Raw genomic sequence first — 17,655 nt, forward strand, 5'->3', positions numbered from 1 at the left:
GCATGGGTGCCACCGAACAGACCGTGACCGCGAGCGCGAGCGCCGCCACCAATCCGAAGTACGACAATCAGCCACGCCTCGTCGAGGTGCCGGCAGACCGGCCCGGGATCGTGATTTTTCTGCACGGCGTGAACGATCCGGGCGCCACCTATGAAAAGGTCGAGCGCGGCATGTGCGAGGGCCTGAACTGGCGCCTCGATCGTACCGACCTCAAGCCCGGCGCGTATGGGGCCATGTGGAAAGCCGCAAAGGACGACCAGGCCAAAGCAGCGAAGAACGGCGTGCCGCTCAGCGAAGACACGGCGAGCGTTGTCTACGATCCGGACACGTTCCTTTATATGAGAACCGAGGACGGGCAGACGAACTCCGTGTTCGTGCCTTTCTATTGGGGCTATCGCGCAGCCGATGGCGAGATCGCGAAGGACAAGAGCGGCCAGCCCGTCGTGCTGCGAAGCCAGCATCAGGACACCCAGGGAAACCGGCTCGATGCCCACTTCGCAAAAGAGGGCGGATACTTCGACAACGCGACGAATAACCTCCCGGACATGTACGGGGAAGGCTTCAAGATCGATCTCAAGTCGGGTGTGGCGAGGCACGCAACGGATCGATATACCTATATCGGCAACAGTCCGGAACGGTTGTACTTCGTACTGGCCGCACATCGACTCGCAGCGCTGATCCGCGAGATTCGCCAGGCCAGCGAAGGCCAGGGGACGGCGGACGAGACGATCACCGTGATGGGCCACAGTCAGGGCACACTGATTACGCTGCTCGCCCACGCGATTCTCGCGAAAGACAATGTTCGCCCGGCCGACAGCATCATCATGGTCGACAGCCCCTATGCGGTCTGGGAGAACGGCGACGAAGAGCAAACGTCACAGGCAAAGATCAAGACGCTCGGAAACATCGTCGAGACGGTTGCCAAGGCGCGTCACGATCAGCCGCCGCTTGCCGATCTGTCCTCGTCCAATGACGATGTGAAGCATAAGGGGCGCGCAGGTCCCAAATGGTCTCCGGCACAAGGGATGCGCCCGCTCGGCCCCAATGGCGCGGACGTCAAGTTCGCCGAGCGCGACAATCGCGGGCGGGTGCACATGTATTTCGTGACCGACGATCAAGTGGTCGCGCTCGATAACATTCGCGGCATCGGCACGTATGGATTGCCGGATACGGTCAGCGCGCCCGCACTCGGGTCCGGCTCATGGGGGACGAAGATCGACCTCCCGGCCATGGCTGCCATCAGGAATGCACAGGACCGCTATGGGTTTTATCAGCGTTTCTGGACGAAGCTCGAGCGCGATGGCAAGTCCGTGCCGGTGGGGCTCGCGCCGCAAATCATCAAGATTCGCGAAACCAGCGAGCCGCGCTATCCGGGCGGAAACAATATCGCGTCGGCCGTGAGCCAGCATCCGTACCGCAACCTGACGAATAACGAGGGCCGTGACGGGAGCCTCGATCGCTGGATCAACGGCGAGCAGATCGATCCTCCCTGGTTTCCCAACCTCTTCGGCGGCGAGACACTCGATAAAAAGGGCAACCCGAGCGGTTTGCTGCCGGTCGATCCGGTTGCCGTGGATGTCGCGCTGGGCAACCCCATGGCGAGCTACGACTGGCGGCCGCTATCCGGCATTCCGGATACGGTGCTCTTCATGGCGCGCGAGGCGCCCAGTGCGGTAGCGCAGGGGCAGCGCGTCAAGCAGTGGTACAACGGCGGGCAACCGGACATCAATGACCAGACGTCCGATGTGGTGTCGTTCGACAACGGCCAGAACTTCTATCGTCGCGAGACCCCCAATGAGGTTCGCGAGCGGCTGACCGGAAATGACGCGACCGCGAACAACTACCATTCTGGCATCCTGAACGATTCCGACAACGTGCGGGCTGTCGCCGCGATGGATGCCGCGGTCGGCCAGGCCAAAACGCTCGACGACGCCAATTGGCGAGCGGCCTTGATCGCGCTTGCGGACTGGAGAACGGACTGGACAACGGTGCCTGACAACGTCAAGACGGTCTACCAGTCCAGATTTAGCGATGGGGCACGCAATATCGCGGATGCCACGTACAAGTATTACTCGTCCGGGATTTTCCCGGACGCGTCGCTGGTGCCTCGCACCTGGCCACCGCTTGTCGCGAGCCAGACAAAGGACGAGCGCGAACAGGGCAAGAACGATCCGGGGGTGTTGGCATGAAAACCGCAAGACTTCCTCGTCCATGGGGCTTTCTTGCCTTGTTCGCGATATGGTCGATCGGCTGGTCGGCGTACACCATGACGGGCAATTTCAACGTAGGGTCCGCAACAGGAATTGAGGCAGCAGGGATGATGAGAACACTGGTTTGGGGCATTCTGGCCGGCGCGGCCTGCGTAGCGTTGTTGTTCTTTGGTACGTTAAAGGCGCGCTCGGCGAACGCAGCAACGGTTGGCGCCGCGAGCCAGCACGAATCGAGCGACATCCCATTGGCGGCAGCAGGCACCGCGCCCGCAGGCGGCCCCGTTGCCGCCCCCGATCGGCTCGAGTTGCGGGCCGTGGGCATTCGCGTCGACAAGTGGGCGCAGACTCAAGTCTGGGATATGTTGAAGAAGCAGACAGACGCGTATCGCAGCGTGCTGCCCACGGACGCCGGCAGCTATGCGGCGTCTCGCGACCTGGTTCAGGCGCAGGCTCGCAGGGCACTGGGCTCGTCGTTCAAATACAGCGCGGGCGAGGGAGTCGAGCGCTGGCCGGTTCCCGTCATCATCTTCGGACCACCCAAGGCGCCCGATATCGACAGCAACATTGCCAACCTCATCACGACCAACCGCCAGGCGGCGAGTCTCGCGCAACACATGTTCCTGACTGCGCAGGCCGTCAACGTGACGAATCCGCAGGCGCAGATCGATTATCTCTTCGACTTCTTTGCGAAGAACCCGCAAGTGCCGCAAGTGCTCATCTACGGTTTCGACGGTGCGGCGGTGCGCACCTGGTTCGAGCACGTGTCTCTGCCCGAAGGGCAGCGCGTGCCTTCCCAGTTCGATGCGATGGTGGGGCTGCTCGTGTCGCGCACCGATCGTGTCGATGCGTACATGCGCCCATTCGTCAGCAACGACCCCGAAGACGCAGGTCCCGACGACCGCCAGTACGACACGATCAAGCTGGCCAACTTCTTCTGGAACGTCAATTCGGAGCCGAAGCCGGGTCTCGACGTATCGCCGCCGAGCGTGGCTCACTGGCAGTCGAAGCTGCCCCTGCTTGCGCAATCGCTGGACAACAAGGGCCCCGGCACGTTCAAGCCCGACCCGTGGTTTCCCGCGCGATGGGCGCGTTGGCAGCTAGACGAATTCGACCGCGAGCCGATGCTTGGCTATCTGCACAAGCCGGTTGCCGTGCGCTTGACCGATGCGAGCGGTCAGCCGCTGAAAGCCTCAGCCTCGGCCGCAGCCCTGCGCGAGGGCTGGGAAAAGGTGCAGGCCCAGTTGCCGAATAACGGCAAGGTCGCGCGGGTGTTCTTCGACAGCGTCGCCACGCCGGCCGTGTTTCCGCTGCTGCATTCGCTCGCGATGGAGGATGGCCTCGACCCGACCAGCATCACGGAGGGATTCGACGTCGGGCGTCGAATCGGCAATGTGGGCATCATGGGTTCGATGGTCGGCATTGCGATGTCTGCCATGGCCAGCTACGACGTGGGACAAGGCAGCGTGACCGTCAACATGACGCCGGACGGGCAGCTGCATTTCATTCTGGTGACGCCGCCGGACGAGGCGGAGAAGGCCGCGAACACGGAACGCCGTCAGTTGCCGGCCGATCCATTTCGGCATCTTATGCCCAGAGTGTGATGCGCACGGCAAGCATCAACCGTAATGTTGACGCCTGGAGGCGAGTGCGATGACGAGACCGTTCATTTGCGTCGGTGACGCCCATACACATGGTGGCGTGGTGGTGAGCGGGGCGCCTGCCTCAGACATCGACGGCAAGCCGCTGGCCCGGATCGGCGACCGGGCGATCTGTCGAATTCATGGCTCGGTTGTGATCGTTTCCGGCGATACCAATGTCACGTTCGACGGCAAGGCCGTTGCGCGCGATGGCGACCACCTGAGTTGTGGGGCTTTGCTCATCGCGACTCAAAGGGATGCTGTTAGCGCGTAGCGGCGGGCCAATGCGTGCGGCGGCTTACCCGCTGCGCCTTACCCGCTGCGCCCTGCCCAGAGCAGCTTGACCAGATCCTTCACGGGAAGCTGGGGCTCCGCCTGGGCCAGCGCCGAAGGGAGTGCGTGCCACGGAATCGCTGGGCTGCGGTGATGCTGCTGGTGCAGGTTGATGTGATATGGCCAAAGCAGCACGCGGCCAATCCAGCCCACACGCCACGAGTAGGTCCAGTCGGCCCATCCCGGCGTCGCGTGCGGTCCGCCGCTATGTTCGGCCATGCTGCGGATTTTCTGGATCATGACGGAGAGCGTCAGCAGCGGGCCGAACCAGAGTGCGGCGATTTTCGCGAGCGCGGATGCCGGGCATGCCCAGACGAGCACTGCGACGATCGCGAGCCAGACGGCGGCGGCGCCATAAAACGGCGTCGACAGGCGCACCCGCTTTGCCCCGGAGCGCCGGTATGCGGCCATGTTGCGCGCCATGTTCAGCACGAGCAGGTCGCCCAGCAGTTGACGCGCGAGCGCGAGTGCGCCAAGGGGGCGGAAACGCCACGGTTGACCGTAATACAGGAACTGGCGCTCGGGGTCGTCCGGCGTGCCGACGTGACGATGATGGGCAAGATGCAAGGGACGATAGAACTCGACCGGCACGAGCCCCGGCGCACCGATGGCCGTGTCGATCAGGAAGTCGTTGAGACGGCGCAAGCGCGTGAGGTGGTAATGCGTTGCATCGTGATAGAGGATGAACAGGGCGTGCTGGCGGCTTGCGACGATCAGGCCCGCGAGGACATAGAGCGGTGCCGCGTCGAGCGCCATGGCCACGCGCATCGTGGCGAGAATGCAGGCCCATTCGAGCAGTAGCGCACCCATGGTGCGCAGATTGACCTTGAGGCGCACGAGCGCTAGTGTGGCGAACGCAGTGGCGAGCCCGATGGCGCCGCCACCGATGACGTCCACAATGTGATGCTGGCCGGTAGTGAGCACCGTGATGGCCATCGAGACTGCCCACGGAACGAACAGCGCGGCGGCGCGCTTGCGCATCGCCGCGAGCGTCACGGCAATCGCCACCGGCAGCGCGACATGTCCGCTCGGCGACGCCGCGAGCGGCGCATCGATGTGCTGGAGCCACGCTATCCATGTGGCATCGGCCACGGGCCGCACGATTGCGGTCGGATGGAAGAGATGGAACAGGAGGCATGTGCCCGCCGCGCTCGCGCCGGCGAAGAACGTTGGCAACAGCCAGCCGCGCGTGCGGCCGAGCCCGATGAGCGCCGGCATGATCAAGAGATAGCTCAAATACAGCGGGACCGTGGCCGGCACAATGGGAATCGCGCGATCGAGCGCGCTGGGGGCAATGGTGTGAACCGGTCCGAACGGGAAATGCGTGACGAAGCCGTAAAGCAGGCCCGTGGAGACGAGATAGGCGATCAGCAAGGCCCAGGGGCGCGCGACGGGCAGTTCGTTGGCGTCCGCGCTTGGGGAGTCGTATTTCATGGCTGGAAACGCGCGAGTGACCGGCTATGATAGCAAGCCGTCCAGTTTTAGAGGAGTTGGACTGATGAGTCTGCGCGCCAGCGCGGTCGAGCTTTCGGCCTTGCGCCCGGAGGAGATCGAGCGCATGTACGCGCTCTACGCGGCGTCTTACTGTGACACGGCGCGGGAGCAGTTCGGCAAGGATCTGGACGACAAGACGCACTGCATCGTGCTACGCGGCGCCGACGACATGATTCAGGGGTTCTCGACGCTCAAGCGCTACACGACGCGCTGGAACGGCTCGGCGATACGTGTCATTTTTTCGGGCGATACCATCGTCGATCCGGCGCGCTGGGGCTCGCAGCAACTCGCCTTTGCCTGGATCCGCCACGCGGGCGAGATCTGGCGTGAGGCGCCGGATTTGCCGCTGTTCTGGTTTCTGATCGTGAAAGGTCACAGGACGTACCGCTATCTGCGCGCGTTTGCGCGCGACTACGCACCTCGCGCCGACGCCCAGACGGGTGACGCCGCACGCATGCTGATGGACCATCTCGCAACGGAGCGCTATGGCCGCGCTTATGACCGCGCGAGCGGCCTCCTGACGTTCGACGAACCGCAAGGGCGTCTCATGCCAACGCTCGCCGAGATACCGGCCGCGCATCGCACACTGCCTGAAGTCGACTATTTTCTGAAGCGCAATCCTCGATACGCGCGTGGCGATGAGCTTGTCTGCCTGTGTGAGCTCAAGGCGTCGAATCTGCGGCCTCTCGCGCGCCGGCTGTTCGAAGCAGGTTGACACATCGTGCTGATTCGCCAGGCCAATCCCGAAGACAACGCACGGATTCTCGAATTCCACGCGCGTCATGCGATGCAGGGTGACCTGCCGCTGCGATTCGACCGTGCCCCCGACTACTTTGCGCTGCACCGGTGCCACAGCCCCGAGCACGAGGTCTGGCTGGCCGAGGACGAACGTGAGGCACTCAAAGGTATCGCGAGCCTCGTTGTGCGCGAAGGCTATCTCGGCGGACACGCGCAGCGCATCGCGTACCTCGGCGATTTGCGGCTCGTGTCCGGGCGACGTCTGTCGCGCGAATGGACCGGCGTCGTGCGCGGGCGCCTCGAAGCACTTCACCGCGAATCGGGCGTCGAGCACGCTTTCTGCTGCATGATTCGCGATAACCGTCTCGCCATCCAGTCGCTTGCACGCTCGCGGCGCCCGGATCGCTTGCGCTTCACGCACTGGCATGGCTACGACAACGTGTCCGTCTATGCACGGCGCGGTTTGAGCTGGCGCGAAGGTACAAAATCAGGAATACGAATTGTTGAGGCGCAGACTGCGCACGCCGACGCATTGCGTGCGTTTCTCGATGCCCAGTCGCGCGAGCAGCCGTTTGGCTGCGTATTTTCGGAGCAGGAGTTCGCTCGGCGGCTAAGGACGTGGCCCGCATTCGGCCTTGCGTCGTTTTTGCTGGCGATCGATGGCCGGGGTGCGTTGGTCGGTTGCGTGGCGCCGTGGGACGCGGGCGCCATCAAGCGCATCGTGCTCGAACGCTTGCCGCTGAGCTTGCAGGCGATCCGCGTGGCCTGTAACGCAATCGCGCCGGCCTTGGGCCGCCCGCGCATCGCTGCGCCGGGCGAGCCGCTGCGGGATGTCTATCTCACCCATCTTCAAGTGCGCGAGCGGGACCCGGCCGTGTTTTCCGCGTTGATCGACGCGGCCTGGTCGCGCGTGCGAGGCACCCATGCGCTGATGCAACTGTGCCTCTTCGATGGCGACCCCTTGTGGGCCACCATGAATCGCTTCCTTTATACGCGCACGCCCATGGACCTGTACGTCCTGCCGACACTCGAAGGTCGCGCGGACAATTGGCGGCGCCGGGACGAGATTCTGGCTCAGGAAACGCCAGGATTTGAAATCTATCTGGTCTGAGTCGAGGTGACGTGCAAGAGATCCGCGAGCGCGAGCCAGAAGCGGCCTGCGTCGAAACCCAGGCCGCCGAGCACGGGCTGACCGTGATCGAGTCGAGGCAGGCAAATCTGCGGGATACCGGGTAAAACTTGATGCTCAAGATAGAATTGGCCGTCGTGGGCGCAGTCTGGACGATACCCGTTCAGCCGCGTGTGATGCGAATCGAAACGCGTGGCAGGCTCGATCGACCAGCTCACCGCGTGGACGAGGTGGAGCTCGCCCGGGATGGCGCTCAGCATCGCCGCCACGCGCGGGTCGCGGTCGCTGCTGATGTCGCGCGTGCCTTGCGCGGTCCAGCGTGTGCGCATGAGTCGGCGCGCGGCGCGTTCGAGCAGCGGCATGCGCGGAGTGGGCGCGCCAAAGAGCCTGTCGATGATCGCCGAAGGACCGACAGGCGGCTGAACGAGCGCGATGCCGGTGCACTGGCCCATCAGTGCGGGATCGCTTATCACCGCCGCGAGCGTATCGATCCCGCCCTTGCTATGTGTGAGCGCGATAAATGCTTCGCCGGGAGCGAGGTGCCTGCGCAGCCAGGCGGCGATGTGCGCACCCTGCGTCATGACCGTGCGCGAGGAGCGTACCGGCACCGTCACGACGCGATAGCCGGCGGCACCGAGCGCGCGCCGGGCATCGCGATGGCAACCCGGCAGACATTCGGAGTAGAGGCCCGCAACGAGCACGACCGTCGTTGTCGTGGGCAGTCCTGCACGCTGCCGGTTCCAGCAGTCGATAAAGCATGCGGTCCAGTCGCGCGCTCCCGCATGGCGAGCGAAGGGCGTTGAAGGGTAGTGGCGTTGCCAGTCGTCGAAGCCCGCCGGCGACCATGCGGGCCGCTTCACGAGATGCTTCATGGCCAACTTCCCGGCAGCGCCGCGCATGTGTTGTATCCTCCCGAACTATCAACCGTAATTTCGAGGCTAATGCGAGCCAGAACCTCATCCTCCGCGTCCGCCCCTTCGGTGGCGCGCAACCGCCGCTATGATCGTGGCAATCTGATTGTCCTCGTGCTGCAGAGCGTCGTGTGGGCCGGTACCCTCACGTGGCTCTCGCATACCCAGGCAGGCCCTGCGAAGTGGCTGATGCTGATCCCGTTCTGCCTCGTCATGCAGGGCGTCTTTTCGATGATGCATGAGACATTTCATGGGTTCGCGCATCGGCATTCCCGTGTCAATTATATGATGATGGCGTGGGCTTCCACGATGTTTGGCGCTGCGGCGACGCTCATTCACGTGAATCATCTCGGCCATCATGTGCGCAATCGCACGCCTGCCGAACGCGCCGATTTCGCGATGCCCGGCGAATCGCTCGTGCGCAAGCGCGTCGAATATTACGCCGCGATTCTCGGCGGAATATGGCTTGGCGGATTCGCAGGCAGCGTCGTGCTGGCGCTGCTGCCCGCGCGGGTGACGCGGCGCCTGGCGCAAGGCGGCGGTGACAGCACCTACGCGGTTGCGTTTGCGGATTTCCGCGCCGCGGATTTCCGCCGCATTCGCATCGAGACGTTTGTGGCCGCGGTCATCTGGCTGTGTGCAGGCTGGATATTCGACTGGTCGGCCAGCGTGGTCTTGATCGCCTACGCGGCCTTTGCGTTCTCGTGGTCGTCGCTGCAATGGGTTTATCACATGCGTACGCCGCTCGACGTTGTCGAAGGCACGTACAACATGCGCGCACCCACGCCGGTGCGCTGGCTGTTGCTGAATTTCAACTATAACCTCACGCATCACCGGCAGCCCGCCACGCGTTGGCAGGACATGCACGAGGCTTCGGATCTGCGCGAGACGCGTCCGCTGTGGTACGGCTGGCTTGCGATCTTCGCGCCGCCACGCCGGTTGCCGGACGATCTTTCGCAACTCAGGAAAACTTACTTTTGATGGCCGCATCCACTTTCGATCCGGTCGGCGCATGGCGAGCCTTTGCCCGCGCCGCGCAGCCGGACGTCGAACATTGGCTGGCCCAGCTCGACGCGCCCGAACAGGCACAGTCGCGGCGGCTGATGGAACTGCTCGCGGCGAATCGCGAGACTGCCTTCGGGCGGCATCATGGATTCGCGGACATCGCGAGTCCTGAGCAATTCCGCGAGCGTGTCCCAATGCAAGGCGCGGCAGGATATCTCCCATGGCTCGAGCGCGCTTCACGTGACACGCAGCCCGTATTGACCGCGCAGGCGCCGCTCTTTTTCGAGCGTACGAGCGGGAGCACCGCGCGCCAGAAGCTGATCCCCTACACGCCGGCGTTCCTGCGCGAAATGCAGTCGGCGATGGTCGTCTGGCTCGCCGACATGGTTCGCCTCTGCCCGGAGATTGCTCTAGGCCGTGCCTATTGGTCGATGTCGCCCGCGTTGCAGCCCGCGGGCGTCGCGCCCAACGGCATTCGAATTGGCTCTGCCAGCGATCTGGAGTATCTGGGCGGCAGCAGTGCGGCGGCGCTCGCCGCGACGCTGCTGGTGCCACCCTTCTCGGGCAACCCCGCAACGTGGCGGTACGAAACGCTGCGCGCGCTTATCGCCGACGACTCTCTGGCGCTACTTAGCGTTTGGAGTCCGACCTTCCTTGCGAGCGTGCTGCGCCCGTTGTTCTCGCCGGAAGACGCGAGCAGCGCGCGTGAACTCGCCGCGCTCGAAGCGGAGCTGCCTGGGCCGCGCGCGGCTGCGTTGCGCGGCGCGCTCGCCGATGGTCATTGCGGCCGGCTATGGCCGCGTCTGGCTGCCATCAGCTGTTGGCTCGACGGGCCGAGCCGCGGTTACGCACAGGCGCTACGCGAACGATTTCCGCAGGCGCGGTGGCTGCCCAAAGGACTCTTTGCAACCGAGGGCGTGGTGAGCATTCCGTTTGGCGAGGCGCCTGACTGCACGCTGGCGGTCGGCAGTCACTATCTGGAGTTTTTGCGTGACGATGGCCGTATCTGCGATGTCTCTGCGCTTGTCCCAGGCGACAAGGCGCAGGTCTTGATGACGACCGGTGCGGGCCTGTACCGCTATGCGCTTGGCGATCGCATCCGCATCACAGGCATGACCGGTCGGACACCACGCGTGACTTTCCTCGGCCGCGCAGCGGCCAGTTGCGATCTGGTTGGAGAGAAGCTCGACGAGGGAGCCGTGGGCGAGGCGTTGGCGCCGGCGCGTGCGCGCGGCGCAACGGCGTGTCTCGTACCTTCCCCACAGGCCGATGCGCCGCACTATGTGCTGCTGCTTGCTGGGTCGGGAGAGCACAGCGTCGAAGCGCTGCGCAACGAGGTCGAGCAGCGACTTGGCCATATTTTTCACTATGCGCAAGCTCGCCGTCTCGGGCAACTCGGGCCGCTGCGCGCACGGCTGATTCCCGGCACACAGGCGGCGCTCGGCGACCTGCTGCAGCGCGCGGCCGAACGCACAGGCATGCGCGCGGGCGACGTCAAGCCGAGCGGACTGGTGACACGGCTGCCGCTTGCCGAGGCCATGCTGGCGATCAGCGCAGCGTGATGCGAGGACCAACGCCATGAGCAAGGAAACCGTCGAAGAGATCAGTGAAGCGCGGCGCGCCGCGCCCGGAAGCGAGGCGTGCCAGCGTGCGTGCGCATCCGCAGACGCGGACGAAGAAGGCGTCACGGATGGCTTGCGCGAGCAATGGTTCGTCGCCTGCACCGAACGCGAACTGCGGCGCGGCAAGCCGCTGGGCGTCAGGATGCTTGGCATCGGGATCGTGCTGTTTCGCGAGCAGGACGGCCGGATTGCAGCGCTGATCGACCAGTGCGTGCATCGTGGCACGCGCCTCTCCGCAGGCAGACTGGACGGCGGCCAGCTTGTCTGCCCGTACCACGGGTGGCGTTACGACGGACAGGGGCAGGTCGTGCACGTGCCGAGCATCGACGGTGCGCGCGCGACGGCAACGTCAAACCCGTATCCGTTCCGGCAGCGCGCGCTGCCGGTGCGCGCGCTCGATGGCCTCGTGTGGGTGTACCTGGGCAGCGGCGATGCCTCGGCGCGTCCGGTGTTTCGTATGCCGATGCGGGAACAGGCGCCGTGGCAGTCGTACTACATGGTCAACACTTTCGATGGCGACATCTCCATGCTCGCGCAGAATTTCATGGACGTGCCGCATACTGTCTTCGTGCATGACGGCATTTTCCGCAGCAGTCGTGGCAAGCCGATGGAGGCGACCGTCGCAACGACGCCGGAGAGCGTTGAGGTCACCTATCACGACGGCGACGACAGTATCGGCTTTTGCCTCGCCTGGCTGACGAATCCCGACCGGGTAGCCCTCGAGCACACCGACCGCTTCATCGCGCCGAACGTGACACGCTGCGAGTACCGCTGGGGCATTCGTTCTGGCTTCCTGATCGTCAGCCAGATTACGCCGATCGATGCGCGGCGCTCGCGCGTCTATACCTATATCGCCTACCGCTTCAGGTTGCCGCGCTGGCTTCTGCGCCTGCTGCGGCCGATGCTGCATCTCTACACGCATCTGGTGATCCAGCAGGACGTGCGTATCATGCGCGCGCACCGGGAGGGGCTCGACAATGCGCCGGGCTTCCGGCCGCACAACGTTCGCGCGGATGTCGTGCATGTGGCGATCGACCGATTGATCGACGCGGTGAAGCGCGGCGAACGTGTGAGCGTTGCGCACCTCGGCGAGAAAACGGTACGGTTCGAGTTGTAGCGGTGCGGGCGCGGCCTGCTGAAGCACATGCCCCGGCCGACGCATCAAGTCCTGTTAGCCGTCGAACCGGTTGAGGCGATGCCCTGGTTTATGTGCGTTTGCAGATGGTGATGGACCGCCGGTAGATGTTCAAGCGCGAGCGCCGGATAAGCGTGGTGGACCTGATGGAAGCCAATGTTGCGCGGATAGAGCACGAGCTTGCCGAACCAGCCGAAGCCGAGGGTCCGCGTCATCGACCAGATCGTTTCGGGCGCGCGTTCGCCCACTTCCACGTGTTCATGCTCGAGCAAAACGCGGTTCGCATTCATGATGCCGCCGAGTACCCACGGCAGCCCATAGTAGGCCATGAACGGTAGATCCCAGTGGACGACTGCGGTGATCGCCAGCCAATACGCCACGCAATGCGGGAGATCGTGGCGCGCGCACGCAATGACCTCCGGATGACGCCTCAATTCGGCGTGCGAGCGGTCTTGCAGGAAGCCGCGTGCGTACCAGGAGCGGAACGCAGGCCACGCCAGCGCGACCGGCGCCATCAGGGCGCGTAGCGGCCACCATAGGGGAAGCAGCGCGCCACGCAGCATCATGACGCGGCGTACCCAGCCGCCGCGCGCGGAGAGCCGGTGCAGGTAAGGGTCCTGCCGCGTGCCGACGGCACGGTGGTGGCGCAAATGGTGATAGCGCATCGCGGCGATTGATGAGCCGATGGTCCACCCCGCAAACGCTTCGACGAGAGCAAGCGGTAGCGACAACCGCCGCGCAGGGAGGTGGCAAGCGTCGTGCAGAATGACGCCGAACGACTGCAGGCGGCCCGCGATCAAAAGCACGCCCACCGCGTATGCGAACGGGTTCGGCATTGCGCGCATGGCTGCCCAGCACAGTACAATGATCGTCCAGTCGATGCTGGCATAACGCACGAGCCGCCACGGCTGCGCACTGTCCACGAAGGGGAGTGTTAGCCGGAGTTCGGCGAGCGTCGGCAGACGGAACGAAGACATGGGCGATGAGATGTGCGGTTACGTGCGGTGAGTGGCTCACGCGCGGGAGCGGGGTAGAGACATCGGCTCGTGCCCTGAAATATACACCAGTGGATTGCGTCACTGAGTTAGCCCCATCTGTGCTCGGATACAGGTCACGGGGAAGATCAATTGACGGATGCCGGGTGCGAACAACTTGATATGGGCAGGCGCGGCGGGTGACCGCCGGGTCTGATGCCCCAACGACAATGTACTCCTCGAAAGAGACCCCGCTCAGCGATATGTGGTGACGTGGCGAGCTGGTGCCCCATGAACGATCTTATCCATAGTTACGAACGAGAGCTCGCGATCCTGCGCGTATCGCTTGCTGAATTTGGCGTCCGGTATCCGCGGGTCGCAGCTCGCCTTGCTATTTCGGGTGAGCGGTCAGAGGACCTCTACGTGGAGCGCATGATTCAGTCTGCGGCGCTGATCAACGCGCGCATACACGAGCAACTCGACGACGATTTTTCCGCATTTACAAAGCCACTTCTCGAGGTCCTGTACCCCGAATTCCTGCGGCCGTTCCCATCATGTTCCATCGCCTGCTTCGAGCCGGGCGCGGCCGTCGAACGGCTGACGAGGCCAGCCGTGGTCAGGCGTGGCAAGCAACTCACGACCCGTTCTGGCGCTTACGGTTTCCGGACCATCTACGATGTGACGCTGTCCCCCCTGCGCATCGACGAGGCGATCTATCGGTTGCCGTCGGCGGTGCCCTCCAGCGTGCAGCTGCCCGAGGGTGCGAGTGGTGTCTTTTCGATCAGCTTTGCCGTGCCGTCGGAAGCGATCGCATTCGCTGATGCGATACCCGGGGTAGTGCGGCTTTTCGTCGATGCACCCGGAATTGCTGCCGCGTCGGTCATCGACGCGCTCATCCACGGGGCCGGGACCGCCTTTGTCGAGGTGGATTCGAGTGGGCGCTGGAGCGTGCTGGATGCAGTACCCGTCTCAGCAGTTGGCTTCGGCGATGAAGAAGCGCTGATCGAGCGCCCGCACGGAGGGCAGTCCCAGTATCGACAACTGCTCGAGTATTTCGCCTATCCACAGAAGTTTTACTTCCTGGACGTCCATCTCGGACAGGTTCCAGGTTGCCGGGGAGTAAAAAGGCGGCTGACCATCCATGTGCCGGTCAGCGGTCTTCATCCTGATGCGGCTGCCGCGGCGTCGTTGACGGGATTGTCGGCGCGTAACTTCCGGCTGGGTTGTACTCCGGTAGTGAACCTTTTCACCTGTGCGGCGGAACCGATCGCACTAAAGGACGTGACGCGTCCCGTCTATCCCTTGGTGCCGCAGACTGTCACGCCGGCCGCCGCCGCTGTCTGGGCGGTGCAATCGGTGCGGCTCACGACGGAAGGGGACAGTAGCTCATCGTCAAGAGAGATCAATCCGCTTTACTCGCTTGGGCATCATGCGGGCTTCGGTAGCGCCGCGACCGGAACGCGGGATCTGTACTGGCTAGCGGCCCATGAGGCTGGCGTTGACTGGCATCCCGGCAGGCAGGAGTGTGTCCTCTCTTTCGTTGACGGACGCGGCAAGGAAGCCGAGCCACCGCGCGACGAACAGATTGACGCCATGCTCGTCTGCAGCAACGGCGACTTGCCGTCGTCCATGCAATGGGGCGAGCCGCGGGGTGATTTTGTTTACCCGGACAGATCCCATGTGGGCAAAATCACGCTCATCCATAGGCCAACTGACAGCACGCCACGACCAGTCGCGCGCAACCTCCACTGGGACCTGCTTCGAAGCCTGTCGGCCGGCCCATTTAGCCTCGACCAGTCCGGCCTGCCCGCATTGAAGGCATTGATGAACGGCCACGTGCCCGTTGGCGCGCAATCGGGCGCTCAACAGGTCAACGCCATTGTCGGACTGGCCCGTGAGAGCGCGATGGAGTGGGTCGTCGACGAGCTTCAGTCCCGTATGGTTCGCGGGCTCAGGGTGCGGCTCGTGATCGATGAGGGCGCGCTGAGCGGGGTGTCCCTGACCGTCTATGTGCGAGTGCTCGAAAGTGTGTTCCTCCGATACGCGCCAGCGCATAGCTTCGTCCAGCTGATCATGATTTCGGCCAGCAACGGAGCGGAGTTGGCGCGGGGGCGGCTCTTGCCCGGCGCCGTGCCGCTTGTCTGAAGCGGTCCCGGCCTTATGGCACGAGCACCGTCGACCCAACCGTCCTGCGCGACTCCAGCGCGCGATGCGCATCGGCGGCCTCGGCGAGTGCGAACGTCTGCCCGGGTTCACTGCGAATCTTGCCGGCCAGTACGAGATCGAATAGCTCGCTTGCCATCGCGAGCATATGCGATCGCGGCGTCGCGTAATGCACCATCGCTGGCCGCGTCACCCAGATCGAGCCCTTGCGGGCCAGCACGCGGGTGTCGAGCGCCACAGGACCGGATGACGTGCCGTTGCTCACCAACGTGCCGCGTACCTGCAGGCTATCGAGCGAGGCGTCCAGCGTATCCTTGCCGACCGAGTCGAATACGACCTCCACGCCCTTGCCGTCGGTGAGTTCGCGCACGCGTTCGGCAATGTTTTCGCGCGAGGTCACGATGGTGTGCGTGCAGCCGTTGCGTTGCGCTATTTCCGCCTTTTCGTCGGTGCTGACTGTCCCGATCATGGTGACGCCGATCGCCCGCGCCCACTGGCTGGCAATCGACCCCACCCCGCCCGCCGCGGCGTGGTACAGGATGGTTTCTCCGCCTTTGAGCGGATAGACCTGCCGGAACAGGTACTGTGCGGTCATGCCCTTCATGATCAGTGTCGATGCGGTCTGGTCGCTGATGCCGTCGGGCAGGGGGATCAGCACGTCGGCGGGCATCACGCGCACATCCGAATAGGCCCCCTGGGGTCCCAGCAGGTAGCCGACTCTGTCGCCCACCTTGATGTCGGCCACGCCCTCGCCGACGGCTTCGACCACGCCCACCGCATCGGAACCCAGGCCATTGGGCAGGGCGAGCGGGTATTGGCCGGTACGGAAATAGATGTCGATGAAATTGACGGCAACATACGTGTGCCGCACCCGCGCCTGGCCGGGGCCTGGCTCACCCACCGAAACGGTTTCGAGCCTGAGAACTTCGGGTCCTCCGGTCTGGGCGAATCGAATCGCTCGTGCCATATTCAGTATTCCTTTGTGAATGTCGATGATTGCGCGGCCGCCTGGCCACGCGGCCCGTCTTCGCGTACGTGTGCTCGCGGCGACCCGTGCAGGGCAGGGCGTATCGCCCGCACTCGGGAAACTTCAGTCCGGCTTGCGCAGGAAGCCCTGGTTGCCGCCGTTTCGATTGGGTGCGAAGCCGTTGGCCTGCAGCGTCTCTTCCGCTGTGTCGTAGAACACGCCGATCTTGCAGATCTCGCGTGCCTGCTTCGCGGTCGCGATCGGGCGACCGAATTCGCCCGCGATACGCACCAGTTGCCTGACTTGCTCCACCGAGCTCATCTTGCCCGTGCGGGTCTGGTTCCACAGCACATCCTCGATACCGCACCGGACATGCAGGCCCAGGGCAATACCGATCATATTCACAGGCAGCACATTGAGAACCGAGCTTTCCACTGTCACCACCGCACCGTCGGGCACGGCGCGCAGCATGTTGGCCAGGTTGTAGATGTTCGCCTGATCCATGCCGCCGCTGATGGCCACCCAGTTCATCACCAGCGGCCCCTTGTACACGCCGCGGCGTATCAGGCGTTCGATCGTTTCGAAGCTGTTGATGTTGTAGACCTGGAACTCGCTTTGGATGCCGGCGGCCGACAGGCGCCGGATGTGCTCCTCGATAAAGCTGGGATTCGAGGGCACGATCATGTCCTTGTAGGTCCCGTAGAGGTGCGGGAATCCGCGCGATACACCCTTGAAGTCGTCGATGCCGGCGTGCTCCGTCACGTTCATCTGGGTGGTGTTGACGGTGACCGTGACCTGGTCTGGTTTCGGATCGAGTTCGGCCAGCATGTGCCGCGTGTCGTCGGAGAGCCATTTGGCCGCCGCGCCGTCGCTCTCGGGCGCGAAGCTGATGGAGCCGCCCACCTGGATGATCATCTCCGGCACGCGCTCGCGCACGCCGGCGATCAGCTCATTGAACATGGACAGGCGCTTGCTGCCCTTGCCATCGGGTTCGCGCACATGCAGATGCAGTACGGTGGCTCCGGCTTCATAGCAATCCACCGCCTTCTGAATCTGCTCTTCCATCGTGACAGGGATATCTTCGGGGAAGTCCGAGGGAATCCAGCCCGGCGCATAGGGCGCGGCCGTGATGATCAAGGGCTGCTGGTTCTCGGGATACAGGTGACCGTCAAGAAAATTCATGATGATGGATCTCTACGTGAAAGATAGATGATAAGGATATCGAACGACATATCTGAATCGCTCGCGTGATCGACAGGGCGGCAATAGCGGCTGCACTTTTCCTCCCCACCGTGACTCGGGTTCGGCCGTACGCTGGCACAAGGCCAGTGTTGCTT

Annotated in this window: 14 protein-coding genes; 9 read left to right on the forward strand and 5 right to left on the reverse strand. The window is 63.9% G+C overall.

The features are described 5' to 3' along the window. The first annotated feature begins 2 nt into the window (after positions 1 to 2). From BO1_RS13155 to BO1_RS13165, 3 genes are all read left to right on the forward strand, one after another. A complete protein-coding gene (locus BO1_RS13155; RefSeq protein WP_028217962.1) occupies positions 3 to 2,189 on the forward strand; it encodes a T6SS effector phospholipase Tle3 domain-containing protein in 2,187 nt (728 codons plus the stop codon). Positions 2,190 to 2,320: 131 nt separating this feature from the next. Beyond that, on the forward strand, positions 2,321 to 3,811 hold the full coding sequence (locus BO1_RS50835) for a type VI lipase adapter Tla3 domain-containing protein (RefSeq protein WP_167338338.1): 1,491 nt from the start codon (positions 2,321 to 2,323) through the stop codon (positions 3,809 to 3,811). 49 nt (positions 3,812 to 3,860) lie between these two features. Continuing rightward, complete coding sequence (locus BO1_RS13165) at positions 3,861 to 4,121, forward strand: PAAR domain-containing protein (RefSeq protein WP_028217963.1); 261 nt, start codon at positions 3,861 to 3,863, stop codon at positions 4,119 to 4,121. A gap of 38 nt (positions 4,122 to 4,159) precedes the next feature. On the opposite strand, the gene BO1_RS13170 is transcribed toward BO1_RS13165, so the two are convergent. Further along, positions 4,160 to 5,614: a fatty acid desaturase gene (locus tag BO1_RS13170; protein ID WP_028217964.1), complete on the reverse strand. Its 1,455-nt coding sequence runs from the start codon at positions 5,612 to 5,614 to the stop codon at positions 4,160 to 4,162. A gap of 64 nt (positions 5,615 to 5,678) precedes the next feature. On the opposite strand from BO1_RS13170, the gene BO1_RS13175 reads away from it, so the two are divergent. Both BO1_RS13175 and BO1_RS13180 read left to right on the forward strand, forming a co-directional pair. After that, on the forward strand, positions 5,679 to 6,389 hold the full coding sequence (locus tag BO1_RS13175) for a hypothetical protein (protein ID WP_028217965.1): 711 nt from the start codon (positions 5,679 to 5,681) through the stop codon (positions 6,387 to 6,389). A 6-nt stretch (positions 6,390 to 6,395) separates the two neighbouring features. Beyond that, the gene (locus BO1_RS13180; RefSeq protein ID WP_028217966.1) at positions 6,396 to 7,523 is read left to right on the forward strand and encodes a hypothetical protein; all 1,128 of its coding nucleotides are present in this window, start codon (positions 6,396 to 6,398) and stop codon (positions 7,521 to 7,523) included. On the opposite strand, the gene BO1_RS13185 is transcribed toward BO1_RS13180, so the two are convergent. Next, the gene (locus BO1_RS13185; protein WP_043284744.1) at positions 7,511 to 8,413 is read right to left on the reverse strand and encodes a lipase family protein; all 903 of its coding nucleotides are present in this window, start codon (positions 8,411 to 8,413) and stop codon (positions 7,511 to 7,513) included. The genes BO1_RS13180 and BO1_RS13185 overlap by 13 nt on opposite strands. A 69-nt stretch (positions 8,414 to 8,482) precedes the next feature. Between BO1_RS13185 and BO1_RS13190 the strand changes: the two genes are divergently transcribed. From BO1_RS13190 to BO1_RS13200, 3 genes are read left to right on the forward strand one after another with little or no spacing between them, the layout of a single operon-like run. Next, positions 8,483 to 9,433, forward strand: a complete 951-nt coding sequence (locus BO1_RS13190; protein ID WP_043284695.1) for a fatty acid desaturase — start codon at positions 8,483 to 8,485, stop codon at positions 9,431 to 9,433. Further along, positions 9,433 to 11,019, forward strand: a complete 1,587-nt coding sequence (locus tag BO1_RS13195) for a GH3 family domain-containing protein (RefSeq protein WP_028217969.1) — start codon at positions 9,433 to 9,435, stop codon at positions 11,017 to 11,019. The genes BO1_RS13190 and BO1_RS13195 overlap by 1 nt, the downstream gene beginning before the upstream one ends. A gap of 16 nt (positions 11,020 to 11,035) precedes the next feature. Next, entirely contained in the window at positions 11,036 to 12,196 is a 1,161-nt protein-coding gene (locus BO1_RS13200; RefSeq protein WP_084687927.1) for an aromatic ring-hydroxylating oxygenase subunit alpha, read from the forward strand. Between the two features lie 44 nt (positions 12,197 to 12,240). Here the strand turns inward: BO1_RS13200 and BO1_RS50840 are convergent, their stop codons facing one another. Beyond that, the gene (locus BO1_RS50840; protein ID WP_043284697.1) at positions 12,241 to 13,191 is read right to left on the reverse strand and encodes a fatty acid desaturase family protein; all 951 of its coding nucleotides are present in this window, start codon (positions 13,189 to 13,191) and stop codon (positions 12,241 to 12,243) included. A 288-nt stretch (positions 13,192 to 13,479) separates the two neighbouring features. On the opposite strand from BO1_RS50840, the gene tssF reads away from it, so the two are divergent. After that, positions 13,480 to 15,333 (forward strand): type VI secretion system baseplate subunit TssF, encoded by a 1,854-nt coding sequence (gene tssF, locus BO1_RS56330; protein ID WP_052409443.1) that lies wholly within the window; start codon positions 13,480 to 13,482, stop codon positions 15,331 to 15,333. 13 nt (positions 15,334 to 15,346) lie between these two features. Here the strand turns inward: tssF and BO1_RS13230 are convergent, their stop codons facing one another. Both BO1_RS13230 and BO1_RS13235 read right to left on the reverse strand, forming a co-directional pair. Then, positions 15,347 to 16,318: a quinone oxidoreductase family protein gene (locus tag BO1_RS13230; protein WP_028217974.1), complete on the reverse strand. Its 972-nt coding sequence runs from the start codon at positions 16,316 to 16,318 to the stop codon at positions 15,347 to 15,349. Between the two features lie 123 nt (positions 16,319 to 16,441). Beyond that, positions 16,442 to 17,500 (reverse strand): BKACE family enzyme, encoded by a 1,059-nt coding sequence (locus BO1_RS13235; RefSeq protein WP_028217975.1) that lies wholly within the window; start codon positions 17,498 to 17,500, stop codon positions 16,442 to 16,444. Positions 17,501 to 17,655 lie beyond the last annotated feature (155 nt).

The sequence above is a fragment of the Paraburkholderia oxyphila NBRC 105797 genome, from assembly GCF_000685075.1.
Taxonomy (GTDB): Bacteria; Pseudomonadota; Gammaproteobacteria; order Burkholderiales; family Burkholderiaceae; genus Paraburkholderia; species Paraburkholderia oxyphila.